At 70.8% G+C, this 22,367-nt stretch carries 17 protein-coding genes; 5 read left to right on the top strand and 12 right to left on the bottom strand.

Annotated features, from left to right (window positions below):
* Positions 1-306 precede the first annotated feature (306 nt).
* Both P9849_RS04635 and nhaA read left to right on the top strand, forming a co-directional pair.
* The gene (locus tag P9849_RS04635) at positions 307-960 is read left to right on the top strand and encodes a maleylpyruvate isomerase family mycothiol-dependent enzyme (RefSeq protein ID WP_278268519.1); all 654 of its coding nucleotides are present in this window, start codon (positions 307-309) and stop codon (positions 958-960) included.
* Positions 961-1,092: 132 nt separating this feature from the next.
* The gene (gene nhaA / locus P9849_RS04630) at positions 1,093-2,361 is read left to right on the top strand and encodes a Na+/H+ antiporter NhaA (protein WP_278268518.1); all 1,269 of its coding nucleotides are present in this window, start codon (positions 1,093-1,095) and stop codon (positions 2,359-2,361) included.
* Between the two features lie 44 nt (positions 2,362-2,405).
* Here the strand turns inward: nhaA and sufU are convergent, their stop codons facing one another.
* Together sufU and P9849_RS04620 are read right to left on the bottom strand one after the other, a co-directional pair.
* Positions 2,406-2,894: a Fe-S cluster assembly sulfur transfer protein SufU gene (gene sufU / locus P9849_RS04625; RefSeq protein ID WP_278268517.1), complete on the bottom strand. Its 489-nt coding sequence runs from the start codon at positions 2,892-2,894 to the stop codon at positions 2,406-2,408.
* Entirely contained in the window at positions 2,894-4,180 is a 1,287-nt protein-coding gene (locus P9849_RS04620; protein WP_278268516.1) for a SufS family cysteine desulfurase, read from the bottom strand. The genes sufU and P9849_RS04620 overlap by 1 nt, the downstream gene beginning before the upstream one ends.
* Before the next feature lie 184 nt (positions 4,181-4,364).
* On the opposite strand from P9849_RS04620, the gene gmd reads away from it, so the two are divergent.
* Together gmd and P9849_RS04610 are read left to right on the top strand one after the other, a co-directional pair.
* Positions 4,365-5,408, top strand: coding sequence for a GDP-mannose 4,6-dehydratase (gene gmd, locus P9849_RS04615; protein WP_278268515.1), 1,044 nt, complete (start codon positions 4,365-4,367; stop codon positions 5,406-5,408).
* A 14-nt stretch (positions 5,409-5,422) separates the two neighbouring features.
* The gene (locus P9849_RS04610) at positions 5,423-6,424 is read left to right on the top strand and encodes a GDP-L-fucose synthase (protein ID WP_278269092.1); all 1,002 of its coding nucleotides are present in this window, start codon (positions 5,423-5,425) and stop codon (positions 6,422-6,424) included.
* 89 nt (positions 6,425-6,513) lie between these two features.
* Here the strand turns inward: P9849_RS04610 and P9849_RS04605 are convergent, their stop codons facing one another.
* Positions 6,514-7,278, bottom strand: a complete 765-nt coding sequence (locus P9849_RS04605) for a CDP-alcohol phosphatidyltransferase family protein (RefSeq protein WP_278268514.1) — start codon at positions 7,276-7,278, stop codon at positions 6,514-6,516.
* 71 nt (positions 7,279-7,349) lie between these two features.
* The gene (locus tag P9849_RS04600; RefSeq protein WP_278268513.1) at positions 7,350-8,915 is read right to left on the bottom strand and encodes a right-handed parallel beta-helix repeat-containing protein; all 1,566 of its coding nucleotides are present in this window, start codon (positions 8,913-8,915) and stop codon (positions 7,350-7,352) included.
* A gap of 86 nt (positions 8,916-9,001) precedes the next feature.
* Between P9849_RS04600 and P9849_RS04595 the strand changes: the two genes are divergently transcribed.
* Entirely contained in the window at positions 9,002-10,198 is a 1,197-nt protein-coding gene (locus tag P9849_RS04595; protein WP_278268512.1) for a glycosyltransferase family 4 protein, read from the top strand.
* Positions 10,199-10,208: 10 nt separating this feature from the next.
* On the opposite strand, the gene P9849_RS04590 is transcribed toward P9849_RS04595, so the two are convergent.
* Genes P9849_RS04590 through P9849_RS04555 form a run of 8 tightly spaced genes read right to left on the bottom strand, consistent with a single transcriptional unit; the run spans position 10,209 to position 22,367 of the window.
* The gene (locus tag P9849_RS04590; protein WP_278268511.1) at positions 10,209-11,669 is read right to left on the bottom strand and encodes a glycerophosphodiester phosphodiesterase; all 1,461 of its coding nucleotides are present in this window, start codon (positions 11,667-11,669) and stop codon (positions 10,209-10,211) included.
* Positions 11,656-12,999: a glycosyltransferase gene (locus tag P9849_RS04585; RefSeq protein WP_278268510.1), complete on the bottom strand. Its 1,344-nt coding sequence runs from the start codon at positions 12,997-12,999 to the stop codon at positions 11,656-11,658. The genes P9849_RS04590 and P9849_RS04585 overlap by 14 nt, the downstream gene beginning before the upstream one ends.
* Before the next feature lie 26 nt (positions 13,000-13,025).
* Entirely contained in the window at positions 13,026-16,631 is a 3,606-nt protein-coding gene (locus tag P9849_RS04580) for a PKD domain-containing protein (protein WP_278268509.1), read from the bottom strand.
* Positions 16,632-16,637: 6 nt separating this feature from the next.
* Positions 16,638-17,972 carry an O-antigen ligase family protein gene (locus P9849_RS04575; protein WP_278268508.1) on the bottom strand — a complete coding sequence of 445 codons (1,335 nt, stop codon included), beginning with the start codon at positions 17,970-17,972 and terminating at the stop codon, positions 16,638-16,640.
* Positions 17,969-19,666: a hypothetical protein gene (locus P9849_RS04570; RefSeq protein ID WP_278268507.1), complete on the bottom strand. Its 1,698-nt coding sequence runs from the start codon at positions 19,664-19,666 to the stop codon at positions 17,969-17,971. The genes P9849_RS04575 and P9849_RS04570 overlap by 4 nt, the downstream gene beginning before the upstream one ends.
* A 1-nt stretch (position 19,667) precedes the next feature.
* Positions 19,668-20,984, bottom strand: coding sequence for a hypothetical protein (locus P9849_RS04565; RefSeq protein ID WP_278268506.1), 1,317 nt, complete (start codon positions 20,982-20,984; stop codon positions 19,668-19,670).
* Position 20,985: 1 nt separating this feature from the next.
* Positions 20,986-21,894, bottom strand: coding sequence for a WecB/TagA/CpsF family glycosyltransferase (locus P9849_RS04560; RefSeq protein ID WP_278268505.1), 909 nt, complete (start codon positions 21,892-21,894; stop codon positions 20,986-20,988).
* Positions 21,891-22,367, bottom strand: coding sequence for an adenylyltransferase/cytidyltransferase family protein (locus tag P9849_RS04555; protein ID WP_278268504.1), 477 nt, complete (start codon positions 22,365-22,367; stop codon positions 21,891-21,893). The genes P9849_RS04560 and P9849_RS04555 overlap by 4 nt, the downstream gene beginning before the upstream one ends.

The raw sequence follows: 22,367 nt of genomic DNA, 5'->3' as shown, positions 1-22,367 counted from the left end.
TGGAAAGGGGAGGTGAGACGCAGCCACCGCGCGATCGCCGAGTGCATCCTCCGTTAACGTCCGGAGGGCGGCAGGCGCGGGAATCATCGGCACAGGATGTCAGCGGGACAACGGGCAAGGTGGCCAGCTGTCAGCAGGCTGCGTCAGTTCTTCACCTCTCCAGAGTAACAGGCTTTCCGGGGACCTGCCCGCGACCCCTCCCGCCCAGGGCACAGCGCTGCTAGGGTCGGCGGCAGGGGGACGGCGCGTCGGAGCGGCATTCCCGGCACATCAGAGCACGATCCGCCGACCACCGGAAAGGCCGCGATGAACGAGATCTGGAACGTCGTCCACGAGGAGCGCCGCGCACTCGCGGCCGATCTCGCGGAGCTGGAACCGGACGCCTGGGACACCCCCTCCCTGTGCCCCGGATGGACGGTCCATGACGTGGTGGCCCATCTGGTGAACGACGCCAAGACCACCTGGGCCGGCTTCGCTCGGGAGCTGCTCAAAGCCCGTTTCGACTTCGACGCCCTGAACGCGCAGGGCGTCGCCCGCGAGCGCTGCGCGGACCCCCGGGTCACCCTGGCCAACCTCCGGGCCGTGAGCGGGCGCACCAGCAGCGCGCCCGCGCCCCGGGTCACCCGCCTCGTGGAGGCGTTCGTCCACGGCGAGGACATCCGGCGCCCGCTCGGACTGCGCCGGAACTATCCGGTGGCGCAGCTCCTCGACGCCCTGAAGCACCAACTGGCGACGTCCACCGACTTCGGCGGCGGCAGGGATCGGGCCGCGGGCGTGGTTCTCGAGGCCACGGACGCGGACTTCCGCTGGAAGCCGTCGACACCGGCGGTGAATTCCGCCCCGGTGGTGCGAGGCGGCACCCTGGCTCTGCTGCTCGCGGTGTCCGGTCGCCCCGTCCGCCCCGGAGAGCTCGACGGCGAGGGCGCGTCCGCATTCACCGTCACCTCTACGGACGGCTGAGCGGGCCGACCGGCGCCGCACCTGCGGTAAAATGGACTCTGGTGTGCCGGGAAGTCTGGTCGGCCCACTGCCTACCCGGGACGATCCCGGGCGCGCGGCGGTGGTCAGGAACCGACGACCCCTCAGGAATCCATGCACCAGACATCCACCACCCGCCGCCTGATCCCGGAGCGCCTGCGCGTGACGCGCCTGCTCCGCAACGAGACCACCGGCGGTTTCCTGCTCCTCGCCGCCACCGTGATCGCCCTGCTCTGGGCCAACTCCCCGTGGGGCGCCTCCTATTTCGAACTGCGGGACATCCAGGTCGGGCCCGAGAGCCTGCACCTGAATCTGAGCCTCGGCACCTGGGCGGCCGACGGCCTCCTCGCGGTGTTCTTCTTCCTGGCCGGGCTGGAACTGAAACGCGAACTCCTGCAAGGCGAGCTGAGCGACCCGCGCAAGGCCCTGGTGCCGGTCGCCGCGGCCGTGGGCGGGGTCGTGGTCCCGGCGCTCCTGTACGTCCTGGTGAACGCCGGGAACCCGGAGGGCCTGGCCGGCTGGGCCATCCCGACCGCCACGGACATCGCCTTCGCCCTCGCCGTGCTCGGCGTGGTCGGCTCGCATCTTCCCGCGGCGCTGCGGACCTTCCTCCTGACGCTCGCGGTAGTGGATGACCTGATCGCGATCGTCATCATCGCCCTCTTCTACGGCGGAGCCCTTCAGATCGGCTATCTCCTGGCGGCCCTGCTCCCCCTCGCGGCCTTCGCGGCGCTCGGACGGGTGGCGGGCGGACGATGGGCGCGCTGGTGGACGCTGCTCCCCCTCGCTCTGCTCACCTGGGTGCTCGTGCACTCCTCCGGAGTCCATGCCACGGTGGCCGGAGTGCTGCTGGCCTTCACCATCCCTCTGGGGCGCTCGGCGGCGGAGGCCCCGGCGAACGGCCTGGCGGACCGGCTCGAGCACGGCCTGAGGCCCTTCAGCGCCGGGTTCGCCGTGCCGCTGTTCGCGTTCTTCGCCGCGGGAGTCGCGCTCGGAGGGTTCGACGGCGTACGGTCGGCCGCCACGGACAGCGTCGCGGTGGGCATCGTCGTGGCGCTCGTCGTGGGCAAATTCGTGGGCGTGCTCGGGACGTCTTTCGCCCTGACGCGGCTGCCCGGCGTGGCGCTCGACAAGTCGGTGCGCTGGCTCGACATGGTGGGCGTCGCCCTGCTCACCGGGGTCGGCTTCACGGTGTCCCTGCTCGTCGCGGATCTCTCCTTCGGCGGAGGCCACGGCGGCGAGGGATCAGCGCATGGCGAGCACGCCAAGGTGGCCATCCTGGCCGCCTCGGTGATCGCCGCGGTGCTCGGCGCCGTCGTGCTCCGGCTCCGGAACAGGCACCACCGCCGTGTGAAGGAGCGCCGGCGCCCGCAGGCGGGCTGAGAAGCCCGCGGCGGGAGGGCCCGAGAGGGAAAGCGCGCGGCGCGTCAGGCCGCGGTCGACACGGCCTGACGCAGCGCGTCCTCCGCCGCCACCCAGGCGAGCATGGCGCACTTGACGCGGGCCGGGAACTTCGAAACGCCGGAGAGCGCGGCGGCGTCGCCGAGTTCTTCGGGATCGCCTTCCACCGTGCCGCGGGACCGCAGCACGGTGCGGAACTCCTCGATCAGCGTGGCGAGTTCGTCCACCGAGGAGACCTCGCCGGCCAGATCGGTCAGCATCGAGGCGGACGCCATCGAGATGGAGCACCCGTTGCCGAGCCATTCGAGGGATTCGATGCGGCGCTCACCCTCGGCGCCGCTGACCGAGAGGCGCAGGGTGATCTCGTCGCCGCATACCGGGTTCAGCTGATGGCACTGACCGGTGCCCGCGGGCCACGAGGTCTCACAGGCGGCGACTTCGCTCAGGCTCCCGCCGTGACGGGCCTTGGCGTGTTCCAGGATGGTCTGCTGGTACAGCGATTCGAGAGAACTCATCACTTCACTCCGAAGAATCCGCGGACACCGGCGACACCCTCGAGGAAGGCGTCCACCTCGCCCTCGGTGGTGTACAGGTAGGCGCTGGCGCGCGTCGACGCCGAGAGGCCGTAGCGCCGGTGCAGGGGCTGCGCGCAGTGGTGACCCACGCGGACGGCGATGCCCTGGGCGTCCAGGTACTGTCCGACGTCGTGCGCGTGCACGCCTTCCACGTCGAACGAGACCAGCGCGGCGCGCTCGACGCCGGCGGCCGGGCCGAGTGTGCGGACGCCGGGGATGCGGGCCAGGCCCTCGAGCATGCGCTGTGCGAGGACCTCCTCCCGGGCGTGGACGCGGTCCATCCCCGTCTCCATCAGATACCGCGCGGCCGCGGCCATCGCGATGGCCTGCGAGACCGGCTGGGTGCCGGCCTCGAAACGCTGCGGCGCCGGGAGGTACCCCGAGTGCTCCATCGTCACGGTGGTGATCATCGATCCGCCGGTCGTCACTGGCGGCAGGGCGTCCAGGAGTTCCTGGCGGCCGTACAGGGCGCCGATGCCGGTGGGGCCGAGCATCTTGTGGCCGGAGAAGACGGCGAAGTCCACGTCGAGGGCCTTCACGTCGAGCGGCAGGTGCGGCGCGGACTGGCAGGCGTCCAGGACCACCAGTGCGCCCACCGCGCGGGCCAGGCCCACGAGGTGCGCCACCGGGTTGATGGTGCCGAGGACGTTCGAGACGTGGGTGAACGCGAGGACGCGGGTCCTGGCGGTGATCACGCGGGCGGCCTCGTCCAGGTCCAGGGTGCCCTCGTCGGTCAGCGGAATGTGCCGGAGGGTGGCGCCGGTCCGGCGGCAGAGCTCCTGCCACGGCACCAGATTGGCGTGGTGCTCCATCTCGGTGACGACGATCTCGTCCCCGGGACCGAGCGCGAAGCGGCGGGCCTCGGGGGCCACCTCCCCCACGCTCGCGTTGGAGAAGGCGTAGGCGAGGAGGTTGAGGCCGGCGGTGGCGTTGGAGGTCCAGACGATCTCCTCCTCGCGCGCCCCGACGAACTCCGCCACCGTGGCGCGGGCGTCCTCGAAGGCGAGCGTGGCATGGGCCGCCAGGGTGTGTGCGCCGCGGTGCACGGCGGAATTCCGCTGTTCGTAGAACTCCTGCTCGGCTTCCAGCACGCTCAGGGGGTTCTGGCTCGTGGCCCCCGAGTCGAGGTAGACGAGCTCCCGCCCGTTCACCGGATGCGCCAGGAGCGGGAAGTCGTTCCGGATCCGGAGGACTTCCACATCAGTCAGAGGGACGCCATTGTTCACGTTCCCACCTCCGCCTTATTTAGGAAACATTTGCCTGGTCTATTCTCGCACCACCCGGGCCCGGGGCGCCTCCCAGGACTACCTAAGTACCCCGTACCGCGAATTGCGTAGTCCCTACTCGGGCCTGGCACCCCGCCGCCCCGTAGCGTGCAGACATCAGCAGGAATCGCTAAGGAGCAGGGACATGGCGAGACGTGCGTTCATCGCTGGAATCACGGGCCAGGACGGGTCTTACCTGGCCGAACTACTACTACTCAAGGGCTACGAGGTCCACGGTCTCATCCGCCGCACCTCCGCGTTCAACACGGCCCGCATCGACCACCTCTACGTGGATCCCCACGAGAGCGATGCCCGCCTGTTCCTCCACTACGGGGACATGGACGACGGCGCCCGGCTCGTCACGCTGCTGGCACAGATCCAGCCGGACGAGGTCTACAACCTGGCCGCCCAATCGCATGTGCGGGTCTCCTTCGACGAGCCGATCCACACCGGCAACACCACCGGTCTGGGCACCTCCCGCTTCCTCGAAGCCGTCCGCCTCGCCGGGGTGGACACCCGGTTCTACCAGGCCTCCACCTCCGAGATGTTCGGAGCCTCACCGCCGCCGCAGAACGAGGAGACGCCGTTCTATCCGCGCTCCCCCTACGGCGCCGCGAAGGTCTACAGCTATTGGATGACCCGCAACTACCGCGAGGCCTACGGCATGTTCGCCGTCAACGGGATCCTGTTCAACCATGAATCCCCGCGGCGCGGCGCCACGTTCGTCACCCGGAAGATCACCCGGGCGGTGGCCTCCATCGCCTCCGGGAAGGCGGACCGCCTGTATCTGGGAAATCTGGACGCCATCCGTGACTGGGGCTACGCCGCCGAGTATGTCGAGGGCATGTGGCGCATGCTGCAGGTGGACACCCCGCAGGACTACGTCCTCGCCACGAGCACGCCCACCACGGTGCAGCAGTTCCTGGAGTACGCCTTCGGAAGCGTCGGACTGCACTGGCGGGACCACGTCGAGTTCGATGAACGGTACCTCCGGCCCACCGAGGTGGATTCGCTCATCGGCGATCCCACGAACGCCCAGGTGGACCTCGGCTGGAAGGCGTCCGTCGGCGCGGAGGACCTGGCCCGCCTCATGGTGGCCCATGACCTGGCCGAGCTCGGAAGCCCGCAGGGACATCTGGTGGACCAGGTCACGCTCCCCTCCTGGAACGCCAGTCTGGAGCTGACATGAGCACCCGGACAGCCATGATCCTTGGGGAGACGCCGGGCACCGATGACGCCGCTCAGGCGGACATCGGCATCCTGGACCGGGACGCGCCGTTCTACGTGGCCGGACACCGCGGGCTCATCGGATCGGCGATCTGGCGGCGCCTCGAACGAGCCGGTTTCACGCATCTGATCGGCGTGCCGTCCTCGGAACTCGATCTGCTGGACCGGACGGCGGTGGAGGACTTCTTCGCCGAGCATCAGCCACGCCACGTGGCCCTGGCCGCCGCGAAAGTGGGCGGCATCCAGGCCAACAACGATTTCCCGGTGGACTTTCTGAGCGAGAATCTGAGGATCCAGGGGAACGTCATGGACAGTGCGGTGCGGCAACGGGTCCACAAGCTCCTCTTCCTGGGATCGAGCTGCATCTATCCACGGTTCGCGCCGCAGCCGATCCCCGAGGACGCGCTGCTCACGGGCAAGCTGGAAGTCACCAACGACGCCTACGCGGTGGCCAAGATCGCCGGGATCCAGTACGTCAAAGCCGTCCGGCGGCAATACGGGCTGCCGTGGATCAGTGCCATGCCCAGCAACCTGTACGGTCCCGGGGACAACTTCCGGCCGGGCGTCTCCCATGTGCTGCCGGCGCTGATCATGCGGTACCGGCAGGCCCGCGACGACGGCGTGGACACCGTCACGAACTGGGGCACCGGCACGCCGCTGCGGGAATTCCTCTACGCGGACGACTGCGCGGACGCTTGCCTCTTCCTCCTGGACAACTACGACGGCGGCCGCCACCTGAACGTGGGCACCGGCTCCGAGATCAGCATCAAGGACCTCGCGGCCCTCATCGCGGACGTCGTCGGCTACGAGGGCAAGACCGTCTGGGACGCCACGAAGCCGGACGGGACCCCGCGCAAGATGATGGACGTCTCCCGCCTCACGGGACTCGGCTGGCGGGCGCGGACGGGCCTGCGGGAAGGCGTCGAGCGCACCGTGCAGTGGCTCGATGCCCATGAGGAGGAAGCACGGACGGCCTGAGACCCCGCGGTCCCAGGCCGTCCGCGGCCCGCCGGCCGCCGTCGTCGTCCTGTGTTCACCGGCCGGGAGGCCAGGGCACGGGGCGCCGCTCAGGTCCGGCCGAAGCCGGCCAGCTCGCGGTACCACTTCGGCAGCGCCAGGCACAGGAAGAGCGCATTGCACACGAAGAGCGCGAGGTAGACCCACTGGAACACCGCCGGCCAGCCCCACAGCACGAACACGCAGGCCAGCACTCCGTATTCGGTCGGCAGCACAGCCAGCGAGTACAGCACGGAGGAGCTGCCCTCGCCGGCCAGCCGCATGCCGCTGGAGCCGCGGTGCGCACGGCGCAGCTGATCCGTGAGCATGATGGTGCAGAAGAAGAACGCCGCCAGGAAGGCGTACGCCCCGGGCAGCACCAGCCACAGCCCGGATTCCGTGCCGGTGCGCGCCCAGGCGAACAGCACCACCAGATGGAACAGGGACATCTTGGCGGCATCCACCACGTGGTCCAGCCACTCGCCGGCGAAACTTCCGCCGCCGCGCAGCCGCGCCAGCTGGCCGTCCGCCGAATCGAAGGCGTAGCCCAGGACCAGCAGCGCCGCCACGAGAAGACCTGTGACGGGCGTGACCGGGGAGAACGCCAGCACGGCGAGTCCTCCGAAGGTGGCGAGCGCGCTGATGGCCGTGACGATGTTCGGGGTCAGGCCCAGGCGGTGGGACACCGCGGCGAGCACCCGTCCGAACGGGCGGTTGAAGAACCGGACGTACGCGGAGGCACCCTTTGAGGTCTTCTGCTTGCCTTTCAGGATCTGCAAGGACGCGGCGATCCCGTGGTCCTCACCCCTGCCGGACTGCGTGCCCTGGATCCCCATGGACAGCCCCTCACTCCTGCCGGCCCTCGGACACCTCACGGTGCCCGGAAGGCGCCACCCCGAAGGCTATGTCAGCGAAGGTACGCCACACTGGCGGTGGAGTCGAACCCCGCGCTCTTCCAGCCAGGATATGTGACGAGTGCGTTGACCTTGTTGAAGCCCTTCTGGGTGCTGGTGGCCAGCGTGTAGGAGTTCCGGCTGAACGCGATCCCCGCCGCGGAGGGGGTGAGGATGCGGTCCGGCGTGGCGACGATGCCGGTCGCGGCGGTCGCCGGGGACCCGGCGCCCATGTCCACGGTGTTGCCGGACACGGTCACGGTCCTCAGCAGGTACGTTCCCCACGAGCTGGTGCCTCGGTTGCGGGCCTGGAGGCTGACGCCGTTGAGGTTCCCCCGGAGCACGTTCCCGGTGATCGTCACGTTGGACGAGGTGTTGACATCGATCCCGGCCCCCGACCAGAGGCCCGTTCCGCCGCCCCGGCCCATCCGCTTCGCGTTGTCCGTGACGGTGTTGTTCGTGATGACGCCGTGGCGGCTGATCTCGTAGCGCACGCCGTCCGCGTAGTTGCCGGAGATCGTGTTGGCGTCCACGGTGATGCCGTCGGACTGCACGTCGGCCCAGATTCCGATCCCCAGATTTCCGGAGACGGTGTTGCGCTGGATCAGGGCGCTCGAGTACGTCGTCTTGATGCCGCCGGACTCCCAGTCGGCGATCCAGTAGCCCGCCGTGTTGTTGCCGTTGACGGTGTTGCCCGTGACCGTGGCGCTGCTGGTGCGGTAGAGGGTCACGCCGAGCTGGCCGTTCCGGACCACCGTGTTGTTCAGGATCTGCGGACGGACGGCCTGATCGGCCACGATGCCCACACCGTGGTTGTCGCTGACCGTGTTGCCGGTGACCCGCCAGTCCGTGCCGGACACGACCACGGCGCCGCGCTGGGACCGGTTGGCGAAGTGCTGGACCGTCAGCCCGGTGAGCTTCACCCCGGCCTGGGTCGAGGAGATGGCGGTCTGGAGCCGGGCCATGCGGACACTGTGGGACACCGGAGTGCTGCCGACCGTGAGGGTGTTGCTCGCGTAGTCGGCGAAGAAGGTGCCGGGCACGACGGCGGCCAGGCTGTTCACGCGGCGCAGTCGCGCGCCGTCGTAGAACAGGTCCTCGGCGAGGTTGCAGGTGGTGCTGCCGGCGGTCTCGCACTGGCCGGGTCCGGTGTACGCGGCGGGGAGGTTGCCGCGGGACTGCCAGCGGGCGGGCTGACCTGCCGGCTGGTACAGAGTCCAGGCGGTGAGCTGCTTGGCGCCGTCCAGGATGGAACCGGGAAGGCCCCGGAGCTCCTGCTGCGCCTTCGGCGAGATAGTGCGGTTGACCGTGTGGCGGCCGGCCGCGAGGCAGATCACGGCGCCCTGCGGCTTCGCGTTGACGACGTCGGCGATCTCCGTGCCGGGTGCGACCGTCACGGTGCAGGCGGGCTCGGCGGCTTCTGCGGCGCCCGGGGCGGAAACGGTCAGCAGTCCGCCGCCCAGAAGCCCTGCGAGGGCGAGGACGGCGGGGATCCGGCGCCGGGCGGCACGGTGTTTCGCGCGCTGTCCGCGGGGCTCCGGGGAGGTGTTCAGGGCATGGTTCGAGGAAGGGTTCGCCATAGGCTCTCTTTGTTCACGGACGGAGACCGGCGCCCTGGAATCACATGGTTGAGAACTCGCCCCTGACAAGTCAAAGGTCGATTCTAGTGAAGATACTGGTAGCTCACAATTACTATCGCTCGGCTCAGCCGTCCGGCGAGGATTCCGTGGTGCGGCAGGAAATGGGCCTCCTGGAGGCCGCCGGACACCAGGTGGGACACTTCGCGCGGCACTCCGACGACATCGCCCGGATGCCCGTGACCCGCAAGGTCCTGGTGCCCCTGAACGTGGTGCACTCGCCCTCCGCCCGGCGGGAGCTGGCCGGTGTGCTGGAGCGGGAACGGCCGGACGTGCTGCACGTCCACAACACGTTTCCCCTGCTCAGCCCTTCGATCCTGCTCGCCGCCCGGGACGCCGCGGTGCCCGTGGTCATGACCTTGCACAACTACCGGATGTTCTGCGCGGACGGCACGTTCCTGAGGGACGGGAAGCCGTGCACGGACTGTCTCGCCGGCGCCGGCCCGCTCCCCGGGCTGCGCCACGGCTGCTACCGTGGCTCGGCCGCGGCGACTCTCCCCCTCACGGTGAGCATCGGACTCCACCGGGCACTGGGCACCTGGACGCACGGCGTGACGAAGTTCGTGGTCATGAGCGCTTTCGCCCGCGATCTGTTCGCCTCCCAGGGCCTGGATCCGGACCGGATCGCGGTCAAACCGCATTTCGTGCCCGCCGCGGCCCCGGATGACGTGAGTGTTACGTCAGATGACGCGCCCGTGGTGTACCTCGGACGGCTCTCGCCGGAGAAGGGGCCCGACGTCCTGCTGGACGCCTGGCGGGACTCCTTCGGCCCGCTCCTCGTGATCGGGGACGGTCCTCTCCGCCCCGCGCTGGAGGCGCAGGCGGCCCGGCGCGGGCTTCGCACCGTGCAGTTCCTCGGGGCGCTGCCGCGGGCCGAGGCCATGGCCCGGCTGGGGCGGGCGCGCCTGCTGGTGAACTCCTCCCGGGTCTTCGAGACGTTCGGCCTGAGCGTGGTGGAGGGCTTCGCTCACGGGCTGGGCGCCGTGGTGCCGGATCAGGGTGTCTTCCCCGAACTGACCGGCGACGACGGCGCCGCGGTCACCTTCCGCTCCGGCGATCCGGATGCGCTCGCCCGGGTTCTCGCGGACGTCCTGAAGCCTGGGGTGGCGCGTCGCATGGGCCGTGCCGCCCTCGTGCGGCACGCGGAGCATTACGGCGCCGCGGACAATCTGCGGCGGCTCGAAGCCGTGTACGCGGAGGCCATGGCGGCCGGGGTGCCCGCCTGAGGAGGCGGGCTCAGGGCGCGGCGAGCACCGCGACGTCGCGGAAGCGGACCGTCTGCGGCGTGCGGTACCCCTTGACCAGCGCGAGGTAGCCTCCGCGCAGCGCCCCGTCCGCCGCCGTCGCCTTCCAGCCGGCGTCGCCGTCCCGGGAGACGGTCAGCGACGCCGCGCTCACGTCGAGACGGATCGAGGCCCACTCCCCCGGTTTCACAGGGGCGGTCTGGACCGTGGCGAGCACCCGGTCACCGCTCGCGGCCCCCTGCCGCAGCAGCAGTGTGAGCTTCCCCTGGGGGCTCAGCTGCACCAGGTACGCGGCCGCGGCAGGCCCGGAGACGAGTGCCGGATCGTCCTGCGCGAGCGCCAGGGCCAGCCCCGCGCCGTCGTCGGCCCCCGGCAGCTCCTCCGGCCAGCAGAGGCTGAACGTGCAGCCGTACGACGGCGCGGCGAGGGGGCCCAGCGACCCCAGGACGTAGGTGGCGGCCGAGGCGAAGGCGAAGTCCAGGCCACGGGACGGCTCATCGAAGCGTGGCTGGTACTTGGGGGTCAGGATCCACGGCAGATCGCCGGTGGCACGCCGTCCCGAACCGAAGTCGTCCTTGCCGGCGAGCGCGCCGGACGCGGTGACGTACGGGTAGTTGGAGCACATCAGCCCGCGGACCCCGAGGTCGACCACACGCTTCCGCATGGCACGGGTGTGGATCTCCCAGCAGATCACGGGCTTGCCGTAGGCCACCAGGTCCCGCATGGCCTGGTCCGACGCCCCGTGGTAGATGCCCAGGAGGTCGAAACGGTCCTGGTAGCGGTCGAACTGCCGGTCCGCGTCGTCCATGAAGTATCCCCACAGCGTGTAGCCGCGCCGACGCGCCTCCTTGTAGGAGCCGGACGCCGCGGTCTGCTTCCACACCATGTGCGAGGTGGAGCCCGGATAGAAGTCCATGAGGTCCAGCACCTCCTTGGCGTGTTCCCCGGACTTGTCCTCGATGAACAGGACCGTCCGGTGCGCGAGCGCGTCGAGCACGTCCCGGAAGGCCGGGATCGGTTCGAGGGGGGTGGCCGGGCCGAGCCAGGCCCGGGCGTCGTTGCGGATGACCGCGAGTTCTTCGAAGGTGAGGTCCTTGATGTCCCGGTCCACGCCGGTCATGCGGGAGAGGTTGGTGTCGTGGTGGCACACCAGGACACCGTCCTTGGTCATGTGCACGGAGACCTCCACGGCCATGGCTCCCGCGGCCACGGCCTCGGTGTAGGCCCGCAGCGTGTGCTCGGGCCAGGTGTCGCCGGAGCCGCGGTGCGCGATCGCGAACACCTGCTGGCCCAGCAGGTCGTCCAGGGTGCTAGTGGTGCGGGTCGGCGTCGGGGTCGCGGCCGGGGGCACGACGGCGCCGGCCGAGCACGCGGTCAGCAGGCCCGCGGTGCCGAGCATGGCGAGCTGCAGGAACCGCCGGCGGCCGATCGCCGCGTCGTCACGGGGTGACATGGTCCACCGACCTCCGTGGGTGGACCGGCCGGGCGGCGAGCGCCCTGCGGTACCAGTCTCCGAGGCGTTCCGTGAAGGCCTCCTGGGTCCAGGAGGCGGGATCCGGGAGGGGCCACGCGGCGGCGCCGTCCAGGCCGGTCCGCCGGGTGTCCACGCGCAGGGTGTCCAGGCGCTGGCACAGATCCGCCACCACCGCCCGGCTCACGGGGACCGCCTGCCCCCGCTCGGCGAGGAACGACGGCGGCCCACCGAGATCCACACACACCACGGGAAGGCCGTGGCTCAGGGCCTCCCCCACCACCCAGCCGCACGAATCGTGCAGGGAAGGGAACAGCAGGGCGTCGGCCAGGCTCATGAGACGGAGGACCTCGGACCGCTCGAGCTGGCCCAGGAAGTGCACCCGCTGCGCCATCCCCCGCCGGCGGGCCATGGCCTCCAGCCACTCCCGTTCCGGCCCGTCCCCCACGAAGGTGAGGGACCACTGCGGGTTCTCCGCCACGGCGGCCAGGGCCAGCCGGACGCCTTTCCAGGCGACGAGGCGGCCCACGAACAGCGCGTTCAGCTCCTGCGGCGGTGCCGGGGCGCCGGGCCGGCCCTCCGGCACGGCGGCGTCGCGGTGCGCCGGAGCGGGAGCCGGGGTCGGAGCCGGGCCCGGAGCACCAGCGGGCTCCGGGTCCTCCAGCACCACATTGGGCGCGATCAGCACGTCACCGGCCGAGCGGAAACGGCGAGCCGTGTCCGCGTTGAGCGCCACCGTGACGGCGGCGCGGGCCGCCGTCGGGCCGGTGCTCAGACGCCGCATGGCCCGCGTGGCGGCGCTCCGCAACAGCTCGTGCACGGTGCCCCGGACGCCGAGCCAGCGCCACAGCTCCGGCGGCACATAGGTGGCGCCGCCCACGGGTCCCCAGACGAGCGGGAGGTCACGGGCCAGCGGCGCCAGACCGCTCGGCATCCAGTCCGCCGCGAACGTGGCGTGGTGCAGGAGCGTGAAGTGATGCTCCTGGTGCAGCCGCCGGGCGACCCGGGCCGACTCCCGCTGCCACAACGGGTAGTACCAGTAGACGTCCCGGTGCCGGCGCTTGGCCCGCAGGTACCGGTCCGGGAGGTCGACGTAGACCGGCCTCACCCGAGAAGCCAGGAAGCTGTCCGCCGCCAGGGCCCGGGCGATCGCGGGGGCGAACCGCTCCCGCGTCATGACCCAGACCCGGGCGTGGCGGGCGGCGGCCTGAACCACCGCCCACCCCGCCCCGGGCTCGGAACCGAGCCCGGGGCCGCAGGCATAGGCGCTGATGAGTACGCGTGGCAGCCCCTGCCCTGCTGGTGCACTCATGGTCATGCTCCTTTGCGGATCCGATGTCAGCGCGGTGTGGTGACGAGGTAGTCCGTCACCCGCGCCTGGACGGGTGCATTGGTGGAAGAGCCGGACAGCGTGGTCCGCAGCGCGGGCGAACCCGCCGCCTGCAGTCCGGCCGTGCCGTCCGTGGTGCTCAGCTGCCATGCGCCGGGTTCGGCGCCACTGCTGTCCCAGGCCTTGGCCTTGAGCGTCGTGGTGCCGGAACCGGAGACCAGGAATTTCACCTGGAGCGTGTTGCCGGCGGCCGGGGTGGCCGCCAGGACCTGGGTCTCCGGCACCAGGACGGTCTCCGCCCCGGCGCTGTCCACCCGGATCAGCGAGAGGTACACACGACCCGCCGCGATGTACCGGACCTTGGCACGGTAGGCTCCCTGGCCCGCGATGGTCCGGGAGTCCACGCTCACGTAGACGCCACCGCCCGTCGCCGGCTTGTCCAGGGACAGACCCAGGCTGACCTCGGTGTCCTGCGCGGAGAACGCGTTCAGCGCCACGCCGGTCTGGTTGCCCGCCGTCAGCATGGTCAGGGTGCCCTGTCCGCCGCTGACCGCGTAGCGGCTGGCCGTGCCGCTCACCGTCCACGCTCCGCCCTTGTCCGCCGTGCCCCAGCCGTTGGTGACGGTCCGCGCGAAGGTGTCCTTCGCCAGGACCGTGCCGGCCGGGACCGCGTTGCTCAGATCCAGCTGGGTGCTGGCGCTGGCGGTGCCTCCGCGGTTGTCGGTGACGGTGACGGTCGCGGTGTACACCCCGGGAGCCGTGTAGCTGTGGCTCGGCGTGACACCCGTGCCCGTCGTGCCGTCCCCGAAGGTCCAGGCGTAGGAGACGATGCTTCCGTCCGGATCGTTCGAGGCCGAGGCGTCGAACGTGCAGGCGAGCTGCGTGCAGGACGAGGTGGCACTCGCCACGGGCGGCTGGTTGGCCGGCTGCGGCGCCACGGTGACCGTGGTCCCGGCACTCTTCTGCGCGCCGTCGTTGTCCGTGACCGTCACGGTGGCCGTGTATGTTCCGGCGGCCGCATACGTGTGCTGCGGCTTGGCTCCGGTGCCCGTGCTGCCGTCCCCGAAGGTCCAGGCGTAGGAGGCGATGGTGCCGTCCGGATCGCTCGAGGCCGAGGCGTCGAAGTCACAGACCAGATAGGTGCACGACGACGTCGCACTGGCCACCGGCGGCTGGTTCGGCGCCGTCGTGGTCACCGTCTGGCTGGTCACCGTGGTGGCCCCCAGATTGTCCGTCACGGTCAGCCGCACGTTCCAGGTGCCCGCCGACGCGTAGGTGTGACTCGTGTTCACGCCCGTCCCCGTGGCCCCGTCACCGAAGTCCCAGGCGTAGGAGCTGATGGTGCCGTCCGGATCGTTCGACGCCGAGGCGTTGAACGAGCAGGCCATGAGCGTGCAGGACGGGGTGAACGCCGCCACCGGCGCCTGATTGCCACGGCCCAGCGAGTTGTGCCAGGCCACTTGCGAGGCGTCCAGGGCCGAGGAGTAGACGGCCACCTGGGACACGCGGCCCACGATGCCCTGGTTCAGCGGCTGGTTGGGCCAGCCGTTGAGGTTGTTCGCTCCGACTCGCCAGTAGCCGGTGTAGCCTTCGGCGCCGGCCGCCGGGGACGACCCCTGGCTCACTCCGTCGACGTAGAGGGTCGCGTTGCCGCCACCCAGCGTGCCGACCAGGTGATGCCACTTGCCGTCATTGACGGCGCTGCCACCGCGGACGGTGACCACGTAACCGGGGTAGACGCCGAAGACCGGACGCCCGCCGCTGTCCACGTAGAGATGGCGGTCATACTGGCTGCTGGAGCCACTGGCGGAACTGGCGAAGCCGACGACCTTGCCGCCCAGGAGACTCGTGGTGTTGATCCAGGCTTCCACGGAGAACGTGTTCGAACCGGAGAGCTGCACCGAGCTGTTCAGGCTCGCGTTCGAGTTCTGGATGTTCACGGACTTGGAGGTGGCGTTCGGGCCGGCGGAGCCGAGCTGCGTCCGGTTGCTGCCCGTGAGGGTGTTGCCGGCGATCGCATCGTGAGCGGACGTGCCGCTGCTCTCATCCGTAGGCCAGAAGTACTGCGCCCCATCGGCCACCACATTGTCCCCGTAGCTCGCGTTCTGGCTGGCCACGGTGATGTAGGGCGTCCAGTAGGACGTGACCACATTCGTGCCGTCCGTGACCTCCACCCGGTACGCCACCTGGCTTCCCGGGGTCAGTCCCGGGTCCGTGATCCGGTAGCTGGGGATGTCCCAGAACCGGGAGCGGACCGTACGGACGTCCAGCGGGGTGCTGGAGCCGTTGCGGAACACCTTGTAATTCAGGTATTCGTCGTCGTTGTCCAGCGTCGCCGTGACCCGGACGTCGACCTGACCGGCCCGGAGGCTGGCGGCCGCCGGCGTGGCGGGCTTCTTCGGCGGAGCGTCGCTCTCCGAGCCGAACATCGTCAGGCCCTGCTGCCCCACCCCGTTGACGGTGGTGAAGTCGCCGCCCACCCAGAGGTGCTGGCCGTCCGTGGCCATGTCCCAGGGTCCGACGTAGGTGCTGGGCCCGGCGTTCGTCTGCGGGTACCAGCCCTGCACGTCACCGGTGTCCGGCTTCTCCGCGAGCAGGAACCGGTTCGGCCCCTGTGGGAAGCCGCCCATGGAACTGCAGTCGTGGGCATGCGAGCCCTTGTAGAGCCACTCCCCCACGAAGACGATCGCCTCGGTGGCGCCCAGGCAGGTGTTCTTCCAGTTGAGCTGACCCGTGCTGATCGACGCGGACCAGGTGCCGTCGAAGCAGCCGCCGCCGTCGCCGGCGTTGGCGAAGTACACATTGTCACCGTGGGTGATGATGTCCTCCACCTTGGTCCAGCAGGAACCGTTGCGGTCAGGCAGCGTCGACGCGGCCGGGAACGGGAGCAGAGCGCCTTGCTGGGCGTCCACGAGGGCCACGCTCTCGCGGTGCACGCTGCCCACATAGGCGAATTTGCCGCCGAGGTAGACCTTGCTGCCGTCCGGGGAGGCCTTGACCGAATTCACGTCGGCGTCGGGCGCGGGATTCCACGGCAGGAGCGCGCCGTCACTGGCCTGCACGGCCGCGGCCCTCGGACGGTCGACGCCGGCGACCTGGGTGAAACTGCCGCCGAAGTAGATGGTCGGACCGGCGACGTCGATGGTGCTGACGCGGTAGGCCACATACGGCTTGAAGGCCGCACGCAGAGTGAGGCTCGCCGTGTCGATGGCGGCGATGCGGCCACGGGCCGCCCCGTAGATCTGGGTGAAGTCACCGCCCACATAGACGGTGGTGCCGTCCGCCGAGGCGGTCAGCGACCAGACCTTGCCGTTCGGCTGCGGTGCGCTGCCGAGCAGGTCTCCCGTGGCGGCGTCGAACACGGCCAGATAGGTCCGCGACGTCTCGGAGACCCCGGCTGCGGCGCCGGGCGGCCGGACGGTGGTGAACTCACCGCCGACGAAGACCTTCCCCGCCGCGTATGCGACGGCCCGGACGGTGGCATTGGTCTGCCAGGTGGGGGTGGACAGCGCCGACAACGTGGTCTGCTTCGCCCATGCGGGGGCGGCGGTCATGCCCAGGACCACGGCCACCGCAGCGATTCCCACGGCCAGACGCCTGAGGATGCTTTTCATGATGGATCACTTTCTCCCCGAGAGGATGCTGAGCCTGGGTCCCCGGGACACGTCACCGGCCGGGAGGCCCTCGGTGTGGAACCTCCCGCACAGCGACAGCTGCGCGGAGGCCAGGAGCAGGAGCGTCATGGATGACAGGTCACACAAGCCGCTCTCGTTGATGGATGCGACCAGCACGTAGCCGCACAGGAAGGCGGCGACGGCGCGGGCACCCGGCTCCGGGGTCCGGAGCGCGTAGAGGAGGGCGGCGAGTGCCGCCGCCACGATGAGCACCAGGCCCACCAGACCGGCCTCCCAGTAGGAGTCCAGCCAGCTGTTGTCGATGGCCATGTAATTGATGTCCCCTTCGCCGCGGCGCAGGAGGATCCGCTTCTCCCCCAGCCCGTGACCGAACCATCGGGTGAGGTCCGTCATGGGCTGGGAGAGGATGAAGTCCCAGACCAGCGTGCGCCCGCTCAGGCGTTCCAGCTGGCTGGTGTCCTGGCCGCGGAGGGCCCAGGTCGAGATGGTGCCCAGGAAGGGCGCGGCCGCCACGCAGGCGGTCAGGAACACCGCGGCGATCCGCCGGGCCCCCTGATGCCGGCGCAGCGCGAGCGCGGCCAGGAGCAGGCCGGTGAGGGCCGCCAGGGGCGCTGTGCGGGTGCGGCTGAGCACGATCAGCGCCGCGCCCAGCGCGACGGCGCCCAGCGCCACCGGGAGCGGCAGCAGCCGCAGCGCCCAGAGCAGGATGCCGAGGCCCAGCACGACGGCGCCGATCTCGCCCACCCGTGGCGGCATCATCGGCATGATGGCGCCCATGAGCCGGCCGCCCTGAGCGAAGTTCCGGCCATCCAGCCACGCCTGCGACGGCAGGAGCACCATGCCGGCGAGCACGCTGAGGCCCAGCACCAGATGGACGCCGAACATGATCCGGACGAAGGTGTGCGCCCGGTCTTTGATGAGGGGGAACAGGAGGACCAGCACGGCGATCCCGGCCATGAACCGGCCCGCCCGGACCATGATCGTCAGGCTCGACGGCAGCAGCAGCGAACTCAGGATGACCGCCATGGTGAACAGGAGGTAGATCCGGAAGACCGGCGGGACCGCGAGCCGCGTCCGCGGCGGAGTGAACACCACCAAGGCGAGCAGGCAGGCCAGCAGGACCACGCCCTTGAGCAGGCTGCTGCTGTCCGTGCCGCCCAGGGAATCGGAGCGCGACCACGGCTGCACGCTGAGCTCCAGCAGGAGCCACACCAGGGTGACGACGACGGTCGCGGCCACCGGGCTCAGGACGGTCCGGTCACGGGTCACGCCGCGGGTCCCGGCCAGGAGGCGCGGATCCCGCCCGGTCACGGTGCTCATGACCGCACCCGTGCAGGTGGCCGACCGGGCACCCGCACGGTCCCGAGCGGTGAGGGATCGGCGGTGGCGGACCCCACTGTGGCAGTCCCGGCCGCGGCGGATGCCGGGCCGGTTCCGTGACCGGCGTCGTGACCCGAATCGTGGCCCGTGCCGTGACCCGAGTCCCGGTCCTCCCCGGCGGGAGACCCGAGGTCCGACGTCACCGCGGTCAGCCCTGCCGGCTGCGGGCCGCGGGACTTCCGCCGGCCGTGGAAGCGGCCGAAGCGGCGCGGCGCCTTGGTCAGGACCACCGCGGCGACGTCCAGGCCTGACATCCGGAGCTGATCCACCGCGTCGAACAGGCCGTCGGCGCTGTCGGTCCCCTCCTCCACGGAGAGCAGCACCGGTCCGGCGAAGTGCTCAGGCAAGGAGGCATGGCCTTCGGCGGAGGACGCGAACGGGTCGCCGATCACCACCGTGACCATGTCACCCTGCAGCGTCCGGGAACTGGCCGCCAGGTAACTGGCCTGGTTCAGGGACAGGCCGTTCAGACGGCGCCGGGCGGCGCCGTCGAGCTCTTCCAGCCCGGCCGCGGAGACCGCGTCGGCGCCGCTGAGCTTCCGCGCCGCCTCTCCGGACTCGGTGTAGAGCAGGAGCGAGCGCCCCGCGCTGGTGGCCGCCTCGGCGAGCGCCGTCGCGGCCCGGAGGCCCGACGCCGGACTGGACAGGGCCTGCACGGCGAGCACGCTCGTGCCCGACTGGCCCTGCCCCAGGGGCAGGATGCGGGACAGCGTCCGCCAGAGCAGTGGTCCCAGGGCCGGATCCCCGGCGGTTCGTTCGGCAAACACGGCGACTCCTTCAAGGGTGCGGACGATGTCCAGACGATCGGTGATGCGGGGCGAGATCTGGCGCCGCACGGCGGCCGTCACGATCCCCAGGCCCAGTCCCCCGGCCAGGCCGAGGAGCCCGTAGACCACCAGGCTCAGGGAACGGGTGGTCTTGTCGGCGGTGGCCCGTTCCAGGACGGATCCGCCGCCCTTGAAATCCAGCGCCATGGCCGTCAGGGACGCCGCGGTGCCGCGGGCCTGCTCGGCCTGCTTGAGCAGTTCCTGCTGCCGCGCCACGAGGGACGCGCCGGTGCTGGTGTTCGCTCCGCCGGCCCCCTGGATGCTCTTGTCCAGGGCCTTGGCGGCGCTCGCGGACGCGTCCGCCTGCTCGGTGTACTGCCCGGCGAGCTTGTTCATGCTCGCCTTCCCCAGCTCGGCCCGGTACGCCAGATACGAGCTCGCCACGGCGTTGGCGTAATCCGCGGCCTCCTTCGCGGAGGGGCCCTGGGCCGTGATGGTGAAGGAGTTGTCCGTGGCCGGGCTCGCCTTCACCGATTCGGCCATGTCCCGCGCCGCCGTGCCGTCCACCCCGAGGGCGTCCGAGGCGGCGTTCGTGATGACCGGGCTGGCGATGATGATCGCCTGGGTCTCCGCCGGGAGTTCGAGGGCCAGTGGGCCCGTCTTGTCGATCACGCCCTGGATGCCGATGTTACTGGGCAGGCTGTACGTCCCGGTCACCACGCTGGTACGCGCAGTGAAGGTGACCGGCTGCTTATAGCCGAAGACGAGCCCTCCGAGCACCCCTGCCACGGTGATCAGCAGGATCAGGACATATTGCGTGGTGAACAGCTTCCTGAGCGCATACACCACGGACCATCCGCCGTTCATCTCAGGCCCCCTTTCCCATCAGGACGGCGCCGGGGAGGCGGGTGTGCGCCGCTTCGACGCACCCTCTCCGGTACTGCACGGCCCAGAGCCACGCCGAGAGCGCGGCGGCCACGGCCATCGCCCAGGCCGCGCCGTCGGCGGCCGCGAGCAGTGCCCCGAGCAGACCCGCCAGGGCCGAGAGCCCCGAGGTGAGTGCGCGGGTCACGAAGCCCCGGTGGGCCTGACCCATGGCCCGCAGCATCACGGCGTCCCCGGTGCGCAGCCCGTTGGCCACCTGCACCAGCGCCAGCGGCAGCACCAGGACGGCCGCCGCGGGCCATTGCGGGCCGAGCAGCGCCGTCGTCCAGCCGAGCGGGAGGAGGAGCAGCACCAGGCCCCACGCGGCCGCCCCTCCGGCGACGAGGCCGGAGGACCCGTGCCGGACGCGGTTCACGCTGCGCGGCCCCGACCGGAGCGCACGGGCCGCCTCCGGGACCGCTACCACGCCGACGCCCTGCACCAGGACGAACACCGGTCCGAGCGCCACCATGGCGAGCTTCAGCTGACCGAGGGCGGCCATGCCGGCCACGGCCGCGATGGCGGCGAAGAGCACTTGCTGAGCGCCGTTCACGGCCAGGTTCTCCCCGAGGTACCGCGTCCACAGGCCCCGGTGCTCCCTGGCCCAGGCAGGCATCTTCGCGGGCCTGGGCCAGAGCCTGGCCTGGAGGAGTCCGCAGACCGCCGCGGCGGTCCCGGCCAGCCCCCAGGCGAGCACGTACGCGGCGACGGAGTGGGAGGCGGACAGCATGAGCCAGGCGAAGCCGGGGATCATGAAGAGGAGCCAGAGCAGGTCGTTGAGGAAGGCGCTGGAGCCGCGGGCCGCGCTGAAGAACACCTGCCGCCAGGCGTCCTGGAGCATCAGCCCGGGCAGGCTCACCGCGAGAGCGAGCGCCAGGGGCCGGGTTCCCGCGTCCAGGAGCGGCGCGGCCGCGGCGAGCAGGGCTCCCAGGCCGGCGCCGATCAGGAGGGCGGTGCCCGTGCTGCGCCCCGCGGCGTTGCGGGCCCCCTCGCCGTCGACGGCGGAGTACCGCACCGCGTACGGCTCCGTGGACAGCGAGCGCGAGACCCCCAGCGCGAGGGAATAGCCCGCGAACGCGAGGGCGTAGGCGCCGAAGTCCGCCAGGGGGACGGCGCGCGCCACGACGATCCCCATCGCGAAGTTGCTGGCACTGTTGAGCACCTGATCGGCGATGCCCCAGCTTGCCCTGCGCCAGAGTTTCACGGTTCCCGGGGCCCCTGCCCCCGGATGCGCTGTGCTGTGTCGAGACCTGGTGTTCATGTCAGGGTGTCCTTGCTCCTGGGTCCCGGGACGGGCCGGTCAGCAGATGCGGAGGATCCCCCACGATCCCTGCCAGGAACCGGGGGATCACTTTGCTGTAGCGGGGCCAGAGCCGCTTGGGCTCCTGCAGGAGCCGGTAGCTCCACTCGAGCCCGCTGCGCTGCATCCAGCGGGGCGCCCGGCCGACGGTCCCGGCGTTCATGGCGAAGGCGCCGCCGACGCCGAACGCGACCGGCACGGTGAGCCGGTGGTTGTGGGCCCCCAGCCAGGCCTCCTGCTTGGGGGCGCCGAGGCCCACCCACAGGAAGGTGGCTCCGGAGGCGTTGATGCGCCGGACGATCTCCTCGTCCTCCTCCTCGCTCAGCGCGCGGAACGGTGGGCAGTGCCAGCCGGCCACCTGGAGTCCGGGGATGCTCTCCTCGAGGCGGGAGAGGAGCGACCGCATGGTGTCCTCGTCGCCCCCGAGGAAGTAGTTGGACCAGCCGCGCGCCGCCGAGAGCCGCAGGACGGCCGGCATGAGTTCGGGCCCGGGCACCCGGTCGATCACGTGGGAACCGGCCCAGCGGCCCGACCACACGAGCGGCATGCCGTCGGGGACCGTCAGCAGCGAGTCGTTGAGCACGCCGCGCAGAGTGCCGTCGTCGCGGGCGTGGAGCAGGGCGTTGGCGTCGCTCACGCAGACGTAGCCGTGCTGCGATTCGTCCACGCTCTCCTCCACCAGGGACACCGCGCGTCCCATGTTCACGCAGCTGACGTGGACGCCCATGATGTCCACGCGGGAGTGCGTGCGGCTCACGGGGCCGTGCGGGGCCGGCGGGCGGTGCTGTGCGGGTGTCCTGTGCTGTGCTGTGCTCATCGCGGGGACCTTCCGTTCGGGGTGTGCGACGCCGCGCGGCTCGGTGGCGCTCATGGCGTCACCTGGGCGATCGGCTGCTGAGGGGTCGCCGGGGCCGCGGAGCGGTCCAGGAGGTCGAGGGCCCGGCGGAGCGCGGTGCTCGAGGTGTGCAAGGTGTACGGCAGGTAGACGATCTCGACGCCGAGAGGCTCGAAGAGCTTCTCCAGGGCCTCCCCCGCCGGGGTGCCCTGCCAGTCGTCGCCTTTGAAGATCGCGTCGAAGCGGATCCGCTCCCACACCTCGGCCTTGCTCGCGACGGTCTCCAGGATCCCCTCGTCGACGAGGTTCAGCGAGGAGACGATGTCGAGGCGTTCGTGCTCGGGGACCACGGGTGTGAAGCCCTTCCGTTCCCTGACGAGCTCGTCGCTGACGACGCCCGCCACGAGGTATTCGCAGTGCTGGCGGGCCTGCCGCAGGAGGTTCAGATGCCCCACGTGGAAGAGGTCGTAGACCCCGGGGACGTAACCGATCCGATGGATGACGGGCAT

Source organism: Arthrobacter sp. Y-9 (assembly GCF_029690065.1).
Taxonomy (GTDB): domain Bacteria; phylum Actinomycetota; class Actinomycetes; order Actinomycetales; family Micrococcaceae; genus Arthrobacter_E.
Note: the sequence above shows the minus strand (reverse complement) of the source record. Positions and strands in the feature narration are given on the sequence as shown.